A 13,394-nucleotide genomic window follows, 5' to 3' on the forward strand; every position below is an offset into this window, starting at 1 on the left:
CATTTCCGTGGTTTGACCCTTTGCGGCGCCAGGCCCTGCCTGGCGCCGCGTCCCGTTTTCCAGGACCGATGCCGTGAGCGCGCCCTCCTCCAGTTCCTCCAGCACCTCGACTTCCCCCGCCTCCGGTTCCTGGGAGGCCGCAGCCGCCGCGCCCGCCATGGTGCGCAAGCACCCCTGCCCCGAATGCGGCGCCAACCTCGAATGGAATGCCCAGGCCCAGGCGCTCAAGTGCCCGTACTGCGGCACCACGGTGCCCTGGAGCGAGGAAACGCGCGAGGAACTGGGCCGCGATGTGGTCGAGCAGGACCTGGCCGAGGCGCTGCGCAACCCCAAGTCCGGCCGCGGCTGGGGCACGGAGGACCGCTACGAGGTCCAGTGCCAGAACTGCCGTGCGATCTCGGTCTTCGTGAACCGCACCGTGGCCCAGCGCTGCGACTTCTGTGGTTCACCCTCCATCGTCGCCCATGAGGACCAGGGCGATGCCATCACGCCGCAGAGCATCCTGCCCTTCAAGATCAGCGACGGCCAGATCCGCGACCGCATCCGCCAGTGGTACGGCAGCCGCTGGTTCGCGCCCAACCGCCTGAAGTCCGCCGCGCTGACCGACACGCTGCACGGCGTCTACCTGCCCTACTGGACCTTCGACGCCCACGCCAGCGCCGACTGGCAGGCCGAGGCGGGCTTCTACTACTACACCACCGAGTCCTACCGCGACAGCAACGGCAACGTGCAGACGCGCCAGGTGCGCCATGTGCGCTGGGAGCCGGCCTCGGGCAGCCTCGCCCATTTCTTCGACGACGAACTGGTGCCCGGCACCGTGGGCGTGCACGCCAACCTGCTGCGCCAGGTGGAGCCCTTTCCCACCACCACCGACCTCAAGCCCTACACGCCCGAGTTCGTGCGCGGCTGGACCGTGGAGCGCTACCAGATCGACCTGGGCAAGGCCGCCCAGGTCAACGTGCAGGACATGGACGAGCAGCTGCGCGCCCTGTGCGCGCGCCAGGTGCCCGGCGACACCTACCGCAACCTGCAGATGCAGCGCGAGTACCAGGGCCGCACGTTCAAGCACATCCTCGTGCCGGTCTGGCTGGTGGGCTACACCTACGGCAGCAAGACCTTCCAGATCATCGCCAACGGCTACACGGGCCAGATTGCGGGCGAGCGCCCCTACAGCGCCCTCAAGATCACGCTGGCCGTGCTGGCCACGATCATGGTGCTGGCGCTGCTGTGGGTGATGTTCGGCAAGTAAGTAGGCCGGCTGCCGCTCACCACGCGCTCCAGACCTCCTCGGCCAGACCGAACGCCGTGCTGGCGCCGGACCCGCCCGTGACAGCGACCACGCGTGTGGCCTCGTCGGGCGCATGCACCACGCAGGGCGCGTCCTGCGCACTCGGGTAGACGCCCACCCAGCGCTCCACCACCTGGGCATCGCGCAGGTGCAGGGCATCGTTCATGTGGCGAAGCATCAGCCGGTCCACGGCTTCGCTGGCAAAGGGCGGGGGCGCTGCGCCGTAGTGGTGGGAGTCGCCCACCACCAGGCTGCCGTCGGCGCTTTGCACGGCGATCAGGTGGATGCCGTGGGCCAGGCTCTCGCCCTCCTCCCGCTCCAGTTCGGCGCGCAGCGCGGCGGCTTCGGGCAGGGCGCTGTAGCCCTCGTATCTGACCATGCTCAGGTCACCCATGACCGAGCCCTTGAGCCGAAAGCCCGGCTGCGGCCGCACGCGCAGCATCTGCAGCTGGCACAGCTGGATGCGGTGCGGCGCCCAAAGGCCGGCGAACAGGCCGCCCGGGTCGGCGTTGTTGCAGACCACCACGCGTTCGCCGTGGTAGCTGGCGCGCGTGCTGCGTACCCGGGGTGCCGCCACCTCGAGCACGGCCTCGCCAAAGCGGAAATCCACGCCCATGGCCTGCTCCAGCCACTGCGCCAGCCGGGCAATGGCCGTGCGCGACTCCACGCGCAGTTCATGCGGGCTGTAGAGCACGGCGGACAAATCCCCGGTACGCAGTGCAGGATGGCGTTCGGCGGCCTGGGCCGGCGTGAGCAGCTCGCAGCGCTCGCCCATGGAGGTGCTCAGGAAGGCGTGGAGCACGGCCTCGGCGCTGGGGCGGCGCGCCGTCAGCCACAGGCCGCGGTGCACGACCTCAATGCCGGCCTGCGGCGCAATCTCGGCCCAGGTGTCGCGCGAGCGCATGGCACGCCGCCAGTGGGCACCGGCCTGCTGGCCCGTGACGGTCACAAAGCCGAAGTTGCGGATGGAGGCGGAGATGCAGGCCGCGTCGCGCTCGATGACAAGCACGCTGCGGCCACGGCGCGCAGCCGCATAGGCGTGGGCCAGGCCGACAATGCCGGCCCCCACCACGATCAGGTCGTAGTTCTTCATGGGAAAAAACGGAGGAAGGAAGAGAGAAGGGATCAGCGCTGGCGCCAGCGCTGCGTGCGCCGCTGCACCCAGGCATCCAGCGCCGCGATCAGCAGCCGGCCCGTGGCGGCGGTGGCAAAGATCAGCGTGGCCATGGCGGCGGCGGGCGCGGTGTCGCCCGCGTCGTCCATGGCCAGCACGGCCACCGAGGCCAGCGTGGTCTCGGGCGAGTAGAGGAACACCACGGCCGACACCGTGGTCATGGCGTTGACGAAGAAGTAACCGGCCACCTGCATCACTACGGGCATGCACACCGGCAGGTGCACGCGCCACAGCAGCGTCCAGAAGGCCACGCCCAGGGAATCGGCCACGCGCTCGTATTCGGCATCGAGCTGCTGCAGCGCGGCCAGTTGCGTGATGTGCGCCACCGAGAAGAAATGCGCCACCGAACACAGCACCAGGATGGCCATGCTGCCGTACAGGAAGTGCAGCGGATTGCCCTGGGCATTGAAGAACAGGATGTAGCCCAGGCCCAGCGCCAGCCCCGGCACGGCCATGGGCAGCGTGGCCACGGCATGCAGCCACTGGCGCGTGCGTGCCCAGCGCTGGGGCTTGGCCACCAGGTAGGCGGTCACAAAACTCAGCACCGCCCCCACCACCGCCGTGGCCAGCGCCATGGACAGCGAGTTGCCATAGCTGGCCCAGCCGCCGCCGTCCATCATGTCGAAGCGGTAGTTCTTGAACGTCAGCGTGAGGTTGTAGGGCCAGTAGCTGACCAGGGAGGCCAGCACGGCCGTGCCCATGACGGCCAGCAGCGCCAGCGCCACCAGCGCGCAGTAGGCCAGCAGCGCGCGGTCCAGCGGCGCATGGGGCTGGGGCACCAGCGGCACGGAGCGCACGCCCATGGTCGCCGCCTGGCGCGCACGCAAATGGCGCTCTGCCGCAAAGGCCAGGCCCGCAGGCACCAGCAGCAGCATGGCCACCACGGCACCCATGGACAGCTTTTGCTGGCCTATGACCTGCTTGTAGATATCGGTGGCCAGCATGGCCGTGTTGCCGCCAATGACCTTGGGCACGCCGAAGTCGGTCACCACGAGCACGAAGACCACGATCCACGAAATCATCAGCCCGTAGCGGCTGGCCGGCAGCGTGACCTGGCGGAAGCTGCGCCAGCGGCTGGCGCCCAGCGTGGCGGCCGCCTCGTACAGGCGCGCATCGCCCGAGGCCAGCGTGGTGCACAGGATCATCAGCGCATGCGGAAAGGTCCAGAGCACCGAGCCCACGATGATGCCGAAGGGCCCGTAGGCCGAGCCCCCCTGCAGCCAGCCCTTGAGCAGGCCCTGGCTGCCGAACAGGTAGATCAGGCTGATGGCCATGAGCAGCGAAGGCGCCAGCAGCGGCACCAAGGCCAGGCCCCGGAACCAGCGCGCCAGCGGCATGCAGCTGCGCACCACGCCATAGGCGTAGACATAGGCCAGCAGCACGCAGACCGTGCTGCTCACGGCCGACAGCCACAGGCTGTTGAACAGCGATTGCGCCACGCCCGGCATGCGCGCATAGGTGATGAACTGGGCCAGGCCCGTGAAGCGGCCCGCATCGTCCCAGAAACTTCTGCCCAGCAGGCTGGCGACCGGCAGGGCGATGGTGGCCAGCAGCCAGGCCAGTGCCCCCAGCACCAGGGCGCCCAGCCACCAGCGCTCCCAGCCTGCGCTGCGCCCCCGCGGACGCACGGGCCCTGCAGGCACGCTGCGGCGGGCGGGAACGGAGCGGTCCACCGGCACGGGCACGGGGACGGGCACAGGCACGGAAATGGCCGTGTCCATGGGATGCGCGCTCATGCGGCCTTCCTCGCGTCGGGCGCCGCCAACGGCTGCAGCGCAGCGGCGGGCAGCTCCATCAGCACCTCGCCCTGCAGCCAGTCGGGCAGGCCCACGTCGTGGCGCAGGGGCCACTGGGCGTCAACCTGGCATTGCAGCGTGGGGCTGAACAGGCGCACCAGGGCCATCGATCCCAGGAAGGAGGTCTCCACCACGCGGGCGCGGAACAGGTTGGCCAATGCCGTGGGCTGGGCCGGGTGCAGCACCACGCTCTCGGGCCGCACGCCCACCAGCAGGGCAGCGCCAGGCTCGAAACCGGCCAGCGCGCAGCGCAGGCTGGCCTCGCCGATGCGCACCTGGTCCGCCGATTCGGCCGTGGCCGGCAGCAGGTTCATGCGGCCCACGAAGCCAGCCGCGAACTGGCTCACGGGCCGGGCATAGAGCTGCTCGGGCGAGCCCTGCTGCTCGATGCGGCCCTGGTGCATGAGCACCACGCGGTCGGCCATGGACAAGGCCTCTTCCTGGTCGTGCGTGACCATGATGGAGGCAATGCCCAGCTGGCGCTGCAGCTGGCGGATCTCGCTGCGCAGCTCGGTGCGCACCTGGGCATCGAGCGCGGACAGCGGCTCGTCGAGCAGCAGCAGGCGCGGCCGGGGCGCCAGCGCACGGGCCAGGGCCACGCGCTGCTGCTGGCCGCCCGACAGCTGGGCGGGGTAGCGCTGGGCCTGCGCGCCCAGGCCCACCAGGGACAGCATCTCGGCCACACGCTCGCGCGCCTGCGCCGCAGGTTGCCCGTTCAGCCCGAAGGCCACGTTCTGCGCGGCCGTGAGATTGGGAAACAGCGCATAGCTCTGGAACACCACGCCAAAGCCACGGCGTGCGGCCGGCCAGCGCGTGATGTCATCGCCCTCGAACAGCACCCTGCCCTCGTCAGGCATGTCGATGCCGCAGACGATGCGCAGCAGCGTGGTCTTGCCGCAGCCCGAAGGGCCGAGCAGGCTGACGAACTCGCCCGCCTCCACGTTCAGGTCAATGCCGCGCAGCACCTGCTGCTCGCGGTAGCGCTTGGCGATATGGTCTATGCGCAGCATGGCGTGGCTCCGGCTTACTTTTTCTCTGCCTTGGCTTCGTAGCGGCGGCTCCACTCGGCCAGGATGCGGTCGCGGTTATCGGCGGCCCAGTTGAAATCGTTCTTCGCCAACCGCTTTTCCAGATCGGCAGGAATGAACTCCAGCTTCTCCTGCGCCTCGGGCAAGGCCAGCACGGCGAAGTTGGCGGCGTACAGCTTGTTGGCCTCTGGCGTGACGGCCCAGTCGGCCAGCGCCTTGGCGGCTTCCTGCTTCTTGCTGGTCTTGAGGATGGCCGTGGCCTCCACGTCCCAGCCCAGGCCTTCCTGCGGGAAGACGATGTCGATGGGCGCACCGTCCTTCCTGGTCTTGCTGGCGCGGTACTCGAAGCTCAGGCCCACGGGAAACTCGCCGGCCCCCGCCTGGCGGCAGGGCTTGGAGCCGCTGTGCGTGTACACGCCCATGTTCTGGTGCAGGCCGTCCATGTAGGCCCAGCCCTTTTCCTCGCCCATGATCTGCAGCCAGGCCGCGACCATCAGGTAGCCCGTGCCGCTGGAGGCCGGGTGGGGCATGGTGATCGTGCCCTTGAACTCGGGCCTGACCAGGTCGGCCCAGCTGGCGGGCACGGGCAGCTTGCGCTTGCCGGCCTCCACGGTGTTGAAGCAGATGGCCGACGACCACAGGTCCATGCCCACCCAGGTCGGCTGCGCGCGCGGATCGCGCATGTTGGCGCGCACCTTGTCCAGGCCCTTGGGCGCATAGGGCTGCAGCATGCCCTGCTTGTCCAGCAGCATCAGCGAGGTGGCGGCCACGCCCCAGATCACGTCGGCCTGGGGATTGGCCTTCTCGGCCAGCAGGCGGGCCGTGATGATGCCCGTGCTGTCACGCACGAACTTGAGTTCGATCTCGGGATGGGCCTTCTCGAAGCCGCTCTTGTAGGCCTTGATCTGGTCGGCTTCCAGCGCGCTGTAGACCAGCAGCTCGGTCTTGGCCGCGTGGGCCAGGGATGCGAAGGAGGCGACGGTCAGCGCCGCAGAGGCAATGGCGAGGCGGCGGCCCAGGGAGGCAAGGGTGTGGCGCATGGCGTGGCAGTTCCGTTGTGGGTTCGTGGACAGGTGGCAGGTTCACCACCTCTGACACCCACTTTAGGAAGCGCAGGTGAAACGCCCGTGTCACACAACGGAAATTTGGCGAAGCGGGTATTGGCGGATTTGGGAGTCCCACCCATCGCCCACCCCGTCTCTTCAGCCGCGCGGCTTGCCCCTGCCTGTGCGCGTTGCCTGCGCCGCCTGGGGCTGCAGCGCATCCAGCAGCCGGTCCTGCAGGCGCGCGCGGTGGGCAAGGTTCTGATCCAGCCGCGCGGCCAGCGCGTCGATGTGCTCGCGCATCAGTTGCTCGGCGCGCGCCATGTCGCCGGCCGCCAGCGCATCGACGATGGCCTCGTGGTCGGCATTGGAGTGCTGTGCCTCGGTCTGCGACTGGTACAGCGCAGACACCAGGGTGGTGCGCGCCGAGAGGTCGGCCATCATGGCCGTGAGAAAGCGGTTGCCCATCTGCTCGGCCAGGCAGACGTGGAAGTCGGCCAGCAGCACGCTGCGCTGGCCGGCGTTGTCGGCCTCTGCGATGGCGCCGCGCTCCTGGGCCACATGCTCGCGCAGCGTGCGTATGGCCGCCTGCAGCGGCCGGCCCGCGTCGCGCAGCATGCCGGACTCCAGCACGCGGCGCGCGGCATAGGTTTCCTGGGCTTCCTCGAACGAGGGCTCGACCACGTACCAGCCCTGGCGCGAGCGCACCTCGACGAAGCCGCGCGCCTGCAGCTGCATCAGCGCCTCGCGCACCATGGTGCGGCTCACGCCGAAGACCTCGGCCAGTTCCTTTTCGCCCAGGCGTTCGCCAGGGCGCAGCTTGCGCTCGACGATGGAGCGCATGACACGCTCTGCGATCAAGGCCGGCCCGGTGGCCGGCGCATCCTGTGGCTCGGACATGGCGGCCTCCTCAGGCCGCGGCCGGAATGCGGCGCGGGCGCAGCGTGGCCATCACCCAGTACACGCCGCCGCCGATCAGCACGCCGAAGAACCAGCCGTAGGTGCCCCACCAGACCGGCAGCAGGCTGGTGAAGTTGGGCAGGATGGTGGAGAACACGCTGCCGATGCCCGTGGCGATGAGCGCGTTGACGTTCCAGCCGCCCTCGTAGCGGTACTCGCCATGCTCGTCATACAGCGCGGCCACGTTGATGTTGCCCTTGGCCACCAGGTAGTAGTCCACCAGAATGATGCCCAGCAGCGGCCCCATGGTGGCGCCGATGGCGTTCACGAAGTGGGCAGCGCCGCCCTCCCATGGTGCAAAGGGGTAGAGAGCCAGGGCGATCAGTGCGGCGATGTATCCGCCGCGCTTGAAGTCGATGCGCTTGGGAAACACGTTGGAAATATCGAAGGCCGCCGAGACGAAGTTGGCCACCACGTTGATGCCCAGCGTGGCCACGGCAAAGGTGACGGCGGCCAGCAGGGCCAGCACCCAGCTGTCGAACTTGGCCGAGATCTGCTCGGGGTGCAGCAGCACCTCGCCATAGACCTTGAAGGCCGCAATCGTGGTGATGCCGGCCACCAGCGAGAACGCGATCAGGTTCACGGGCAGGCCCCAGAGGTTGCCCTTGGCGACCGCCTCCTTGTTCTTCGCATAGCGCGAGAAGTCGCAGAAGTTCAGGTACAGCGCCGCAAAGTAGGTGATCCAGGTCGCGCCCACGGCCATCAGCGCCCAGAAGCTGCCCGGCGCGCCGCTCACCCCCGCATCCTTGGTCTTGTCCAGCAGCACATCCATGGGAATGCCGTGGTCGAAGCTGAAGCCGCCGGCCTTCACGCACAGGCCGATGGCCAGCACCAGCATGGCGATCCACACGGCAGGCCCGGCCCAGTCCTGGAATCGCCGCACGGTCTCCATGCCCCTTTGGATGATCAGCAGCTGCAAGGCCCAGATGACCACGTAGCAGATCACCTCCAGCCCCGAATGGCCCAGCCAGTGCGTGGTCTGGTGGAAGGACAGCAGGGCTTCATTGCGCACCATCAGCGCCACCATGGCGCCCGAGGCGGCCGCCGTCTGCGCGCCATACCAGAAGCAGGCCACGACGGCGCGCACCAGTGCAGCCAGATTCGCACCCCAAACCCCGAACGAGGCACGCGCCAGCACCGGATAGGGCACGCCGGTCTTCTCGCCCGCATAGCCCACCAGGTTCATCAGAAAAAAGATGACCAGGGAACTGATGCCGATGGCGATCAGAAAATTGACGAAGCTGCCGCACAGCAGAAACAGGCTGGCCGCCAGGTAGTAGCCCCAGAGGCTATGCACGTCCGAAGTCCAGACGTTGAAGATGCTGAAGGCGCCCCAGCGGCGGTCCCTGGTGGGCGCCAGATCTTCGTTGTAGAGACCTGGCGAGGGGTTGCGGATGTCCATTGATGCGCTCCTTGACCACGAGTAATCACTGACACAAGACCAGCCGAAAACCATGATCAGCTGGCACACAAACTGGCACGCAAACTGGTATGCAAGAAGTGTGCCTTTGGGCGCAGGAGTTTTTTCCCGGGACATACCCGGCCACCGCAGGCCTTCAGGCTGCGGCGACATGGTGAAATATGGAGCCGCCCCCCTGCCTCCAATCCCGCCATGTTCGTCACGCAGCTCAAGTCCTTTTTCTGGGTCGCCCGCCTTGGCAGCATCACGCAAGCCGCGCGCCAGCTCGCACTGAGCCAGCCCACCGTGACCACCCAGATCCGCGCGCTGGAAGAGCACTACGGCGTGGAGCTGTTCCATCGCCAGGGCGGACGGCTGTCCATCACCGATGCCGGCTTGCGCCTGCTGCCCCAGGTCGAGCAATTGCTGCTGCAGACCATCCAGCTGGAGTCGGCGCTGCGCCATTCGGGCGATGCCAGCCAGGGCCAGCTGCGCATAGGCGCGACGGCGCCCTACTACGTGCTGGACATCGTCAAGCGCTACCAGCGGCGCTTCGAGCGGGTGGAAGTGGCCATCGTGGGCGGCAACTCGCGCCAGATGGTGCAGGCGCTGGTGGACTACCAGGTGGACCTGGCGACCTCGTCACACCTGGAGAGCGATCCGCGCCTGCTGCGAGTGGAGCTGGGCCAGGACCCGCTGGCCCTGCTGGTGCACCGCAGCCACCGGCTGGCGCAGCGCACCATGGTGCAGGCGTCCGATCTGGTGCACGACACGCTGATCCTGCGCGAGCGCGGCTCCATGACGCGCCAGCTCACCGAACAGATGCTGGCCGCCGCCGGCCTGGCACCGCGCCACATCATGGAAATCGCCAGCCGCGAAGCCATCCGCGAGGCCGTGATCCGCGACATGGGCATCAGCGTCTTCGCCCAGCATGAAGCCTCGGCCCACCCCGACATCGTCGTCCTGCCCTTCGCAGGCCCCGTGCCGCGCCTGCCCGAATACCTGTACTGCCTGCGCGAACGCCGCCAGGCCCGGCTGATCGCCGGCTTTCTGGAGGAAGCCGTGCCGGGCGGGGTGCTGCCGGACCATATGTGAACCGGCTCAGGCCAGCTCGGCATCCGCCAGCAGCGGCTGCCTGAGGTCCTTGTCCGACAGCGAAATCTCCACATCGAGCTGCGGCCACTGCACACCGATGGCCGGATCGTCCCAGGCAATGCCGCGATCGGCCTGGGGCGCGTAGAAGGCCGTGGCCTTGTAGAGGAAGTCGGCGCTGTCGCTGAGCACCACGAAGCCGTGGGCAAAGCCTGGGGGCACCCACAGCTGGCGGTGGTTGTCTTCCGTCAGCTCGGCGCCCACCCACTGGCCGAAGGTCGGCGAGCCCTTGCGGATGTCCACGGCCACGTCGAACACGGCGCCGCGCACCACGCGCACGAGCTTGCCCTGGGCATGGGGAGGCAACTGGTAGTGCAGGCCGCGCAGCACGCCCTTCTTGCTGCGGCTGTGGTTGTCCTGCACGAACTGGTGGTCCGTGCCCGTGGCTTGGTTGAAGGCCTGCTGGTTGAAGCTTTCGAGGAAGAAGCCGCGATCGTCACCAAAGACCTTGGGCTCGATCAGCATCACCTCGGGGATGGCCAGGGGTGTTGCCTTCATGCGTGCACCTTTTCCTTGAGGATCTGCAGCAGGTACTGGCCATAGCCGTTCTTGGCCAGGGCCTGGCCCAGTGTCTCCAGCTGTGCTTGATCTATCCAGCCCTGGCGGAAGGCGATCTCCTCGGGGCATGACACCTTCAGGCCCTGGCGCTGCTGCAGCGTGGCGATGAACTGGCCTGCCTCCAGCAGGCTGTCATGCGTGCCCGTGTCCAGCCAGGCATAGCCACGGCCCATGAGCTCCACATTGAGCTGGCCCTTGTCCAGATACAGGCGGTTGAGGTCGGTGATTTCCAGCTCGCCGCGCGCCGAGGGCTTGATGGACTTGGCCAGCTCAACGACCTGGTTGTCGTAGAAATACAGGCCCGTGACCGCGTAGTTGCTCCTGGGCTGCTTGGGCTTTTCCTCCAGGGAAAGAACCCGGCCCTGGGCATCGAACTCGGCCACGCCATAGCGTTCCGGGTCCTGCACATGGTAGGCAAACACCGTGGCGCCTTCGCTGCGCGCGTCAGCCCGTTCGAGCAGGCGGGGGAAATCGTGTCCGTAGTAGATGTTGTCGCCCAGCACCAGGGCGCTGGGGGCGCCGGCCAGGAAGTCTTCGGCGATCAAAAAGGCCTGGGCCAGGCCATCCGGGCTGGGCTGGACGGCGTACTCCAGCTTCAGGCCCCACTGCGAGCCGTCGCCCAGCAATTGCTCGAAGCGCGGCGTGTCCTGCGGGGTGCTGATCACGAGGATTTCGCGGATGCCCGCGAGCATGAGGGCGCTCAGCGGGTAGTAGATCATGGGCTTGTCGTAGACCGGCAGCAGTTGCTTGCTGATGGCCAGCGTGGCCGGGTGCAGGCGGGTGCCGGAGCCGCCCGCGAGGATGATGCCTTTGCGTGTCTGGTTCATGTCCTGGATCCTGGGGTTCTTGCTGAAGCGCGCAGCCACGCTCAGATGATTTCCTGCAGCATGCGGTCCACGCCGGCCTGCCAGTGCGGCAGGCGCAGGCCGAAGGTCTGCTGCAGCCGGTCGGTGTTCAGGCGGGAATTGTGCGGACGCTGCGCCGGGGTGGGAAAGGCGCTGGTGGGCACGGCAGCTATGCGCTGCACCTTCCAGGGGCGTTCGGGCGCGAGTTCGCGCGCCTTGGCGATCACATGGCTGGCGTAGGCATGCCAGGTGGTCTCGCCACCGGCCACCAGGTGGTACAGGCCCTGGTCGCCGGGTTGGCGCTGCAGCTGGCGAATGGCGTGGGCCGTGACGTCGGCGATGAGGTCCGCGCCCGTCGGTGCGCCCCATTGGTCGTCGATCACGCTCAGTGCCTCACGCTCCTGGGCCAGGCGCAGCATGGTCTTGGCGAAGTTGCCGCCGCGCGCCGCATAGACCCAGCTGGTGCGAAAGATCAGGTGGCGGCAGCCCGAAGCCTGGATCAGTTGCTCGCCTTCGAGCTTGCTGCTGCCATAGACGGACAGCGGCGCCGTGGCCTCGGTCTCCGTGCGCGCGGCGCTGCCGCTGCCGTCGAAGACATAGTCCGTGCTGTAGTGCACCAGCAGCGCACCGGTCTGCGCCGCCTCGCGGGCCAGCACCTGGGGGGCCAACGCGTTGAGCAGCCGCGCCTGGTCAGGCTCGCTTTCGGCCTTGTCCACGGCCGTGTGGGCGGCGGCATTGACGATGACATCGGGGCGCAGAGCGCGCACGGTCTGTGCAAGCTCATCGAGGCGCGAGAGATCGCCGCACAGGCCCTGACCACCGGCGTCGCCCTGGCGGTCCAGCGCAATCAGTTCGCCCAGTGGCGCCAGGCTGCGCTGCAGCTCCCAGCCCACCTGGCCATTGCGGCCCAGCAGCAGCAGCTTCATGCGCCGGCTCCCTCCGTGTACTGGCGGCTGACCCATTCGCGGTAGGCGCCGGACTGCACATCGGCCACCCATTCGGGGTTGTCCAGGTACCACTGCACGGTCTTGCGGATGCCGGTCTCGAAGGTCTCGGCAGGCTTCCAGCCCAGTTCGCGCTCGAGCTTGCGCGCGTCGATGGCATAGCGCCGGTCATGGCCGGGGCGGTCCTTCACATAGGTGATCTGTGCGCTGTAGCTGGTGCCATCGGCCTTGGGGCGCAGCTCGTCGAGCAGCGCGCAGACCGTGTTCACGATCTCGACGTTGGGCTTCTCGTTCCAGCCGCCCACGTTGTAGGTGTCGCCCAGCCTGCCGGCCTCCAGCACGCGGCGGATGGCGCTGCAGTGGTCGCGCACATAGAGCCAGTCGCGTACCTGCATGCCGTCGCCATAGATGGGCAGCGGTTTGCCGGCCAGGGCGTTGACGATCATCAGCGGGATCAGCTTCTCGGGAAAGTGCAGCGGGCCGTAGTTGTTGCTGCAGTTGGTGGTCAGCACGGGCAGGCCGTAGGTGTGGTGCCAGGCGCGCACCAGGTGGTCGCTGGCGGCCTTGCTGGCCGAGTACGGGCTGTTGGGCTCGTAGAGGTGGTCTTCGGTGAAGGCCGGTGCCGCAGGCGCCAGGCTGCCATAGACCTCGTCAGTGGAGACATGCAGGAAGCGGAAGGCCGCCTTGGCCTCGGCATCCAGCGCGCTCCAGTAGCCGCGCACGGCCTCGAGCAGGCGGAAGGTGCCGACCACGTTGGTCTGGATGAAGTCCTCGGGGCCATGGATGGAGCGGTCCACATGGCTCTCGGCCGCGAAGTTGACCACGGCGCGCGGCCTGTGCTCGGCCAGCAGTCGGGCCAGGACTTCGCCGTCGCCGATGTCGGCCTGCACGAAGACATGGCGCGCATCGCCTTGCAGGCTCTCCAGGCTTTTGAGGTTGCCGGCGTAGGTGAGCTTGTCCACGTTGAGCACCGGCTCATCGCCGGCAGCCAGCCAGTCCAGCACGAAATTGGCGCCGATGAAGCCAGCGCCGCCTGTGACAAGAATCATGGTTCAACCTTGCAAAATTTCATTGTTCTTGGGGCGGGGATCCGGCAGCAGCATGGGGTGCTGCCTCCCGCGCGACCTGGGCATTGTCGGCGCTCGCCAGTAAAAAAGCCCGCAGGAGGCGGGCTTTTTCCTTCAGGACACGCCTTTTACACACCAGG

The 13,394-nt window shown here is 67.9% G+C and carries 12 protein-coding genes; 2 read left to right on the top strand and 10 right to left on the bottom strand.

Translation table 11 applies throughout. The features are described 5' to 3' along the window. Positions 1-73 precede the first annotated feature (73 nt). Entirely contained in the window at positions 74-1,249 is a 1,176-nt protein-coding gene (locus DELCS14_RS25840; RefSeq protein ID WP_013804246.1) for a zinc ribbon domain-containing protein, read from the top strand. A 16-nt stretch (positions 1,250-1,265) separates the two neighbouring features. Here the strand turns inward: DELCS14_RS25840 and DELCS14_RS25845 are convergent, their stop codons facing one another. The 6 genes from DELCS14_RS25845 to DELCS14_RS25870 all read right to left on the bottom strand — a co-directional run bounded on the left by DELCS14_RS25845 (position 1,266) and on the right by DELCS14_RS25870 (position 8,691). After that, positions 1,266-2,381 (bottom strand): TIGR03364 family FAD-dependent oxidoreductase, encoded by a 1,116-nt coding sequence (locus tag DELCS14_RS25845; protein ID WP_013804247.1) that lies wholly within the window; start codon positions 2,379-2,381, stop codon positions 1,266-1,268. Between the two features lie 32 nt (positions 2,382-2,413). After that, a complete protein-coding gene (locus DELCS14_RS25850; protein WP_013804248.1) occupies positions 2,414-4,198 on the bottom strand; it encodes a putative 2-aminoethylphosphonate ABC transporter permease subunit in 1,785 nt (594 codons plus the stop codon). After that, positions 4,195-5,268: an ATP-binding cassette domain-containing protein gene (locus DELCS14_RS25855; RefSeq protein ID WP_013804249.1), complete on the bottom strand. Its 1,074-nt coding sequence runs from the start codon at positions 5,266-5,268 to the stop codon at positions 4,195-4,197. The genes DELCS14_RS25850 and DELCS14_RS25855 overlap by 4 nt, the downstream gene beginning before the upstream one ends. 14 nt (positions 5,269-5,282) lie before the next feature. Then, a complete protein-coding gene (locus DELCS14_RS25860) occupies positions 5,283-6,326 on the bottom strand; it encodes a putative 2-aminoethylphosphonate ABC transporter substrate-binding protein (RefSeq protein WP_013804250.1) in 1,044 nt (347 codons plus the stop codon). A 162-nt stretch (positions 6,327-6,488) separates the two neighbouring features. After that, complete coding sequence (locus DELCS14_RS25865; RefSeq protein ID WP_013804251.1) at positions 6,489-7,229, bottom strand: GntR family transcriptional regulator; 741 nt, start codon at positions 7,227-7,229, stop codon at positions 6,489-6,491. A gap of 10 nt (positions 7,230-7,239) precedes the next feature. Beyond that, positions 7,240-8,691, bottom strand: a complete 1,452-nt coding sequence (locus DELCS14_RS25870) for an NCS1 family nucleobase:cation symporter-1 (RefSeq protein ID WP_013804252.1) — start codon at positions 8,689-8,691, stop codon at positions 7,240-7,242. 210 nt (positions 8,692-8,901) lie between these two features. Here DELCS14_RS25870 and DELCS14_RS25875 point away from each other — a divergent pair, with 210 nt between their 5' ends. After that, positions 8,902-9,783 (top strand): LysR substrate-binding domain-containing protein, encoded by an 882-nt coding sequence (locus DELCS14_RS25875; RefSeq protein WP_013804253.1) that lies wholly within the window; start codon positions 8,902-8,904, stop codon positions 9,781-9,783. A 6-nt stretch (positions 9,784-9,789) separates the two neighbouring features. Here DELCS14_RS25875 and rfbC read toward each other — a convergent pair whose 3' ends face one another. The 4 genes from rfbC to rfbB are packed head-to-tail and all read right to left on the bottom strand — an operon-like array spanning position 9,790 to position 13,236. Then, the gene (gene rfbC, locus DELCS14_RS25880; RefSeq protein WP_013804254.1) at positions 9,790-10,338 is read right to left on the bottom strand and encodes a dTDP-4-dehydrorhamnose 3,5-epimerase; all 549 of its coding nucleotides are present in this window, start codon (positions 10,336-10,338) and stop codon (positions 9,790-9,792) included. Further along, positions 10,335-11,225 carry a glucose-1-phosphate thymidylyltransferase RfbA gene (rfbA, locus tag DELCS14_RS25885; RefSeq protein ID WP_013804255.1) on the bottom strand — a complete coding sequence of 297 codons (891 nt, stop codon included), beginning with the start codon at positions 11,223-11,225 and terminating at the stop codon, positions 10,335-10,337. The genes rfbC and rfbA overlap by 4 nt, the downstream gene beginning before the upstream one ends. 41 nt (positions 11,226-11,266) lie before the next feature. Beyond that, complete coding sequence (gene rfbD, locus DELCS14_RS25890; RefSeq protein WP_013804256.1) at positions 11,267-12,169, bottom strand: dTDP-4-dehydrorhamnose reductase; 903 nt, start codon at positions 12,167-12,169, stop codon at positions 11,267-11,269. After that, the gene (rfbB, locus tag DELCS14_RS25895) at positions 12,166-13,236 is read right to left on the bottom strand and encodes a dTDP-glucose 4,6-dehydratase (RefSeq protein WP_013804257.1); all 1,071 of its coding nucleotides are present in this window, start codon (positions 13,234-13,236) and stop codon (positions 12,166-12,168) included. Before rfbB ends, rfbD begins: the two co-directional genes overlap by 4 nt. Between the last annotated feature and the right edge of the window lie 158 nt (positions 13,237-13,394).

This window comes from Delftia sp. Cs1-4, assembly GCF_000214395.1.
GTDB lineage: Bacteria > Pseudomonadota > Gammaproteobacteria > Burkholderiales > Burkholderiaceae_C > Comamonas > Comamonas acidovorans.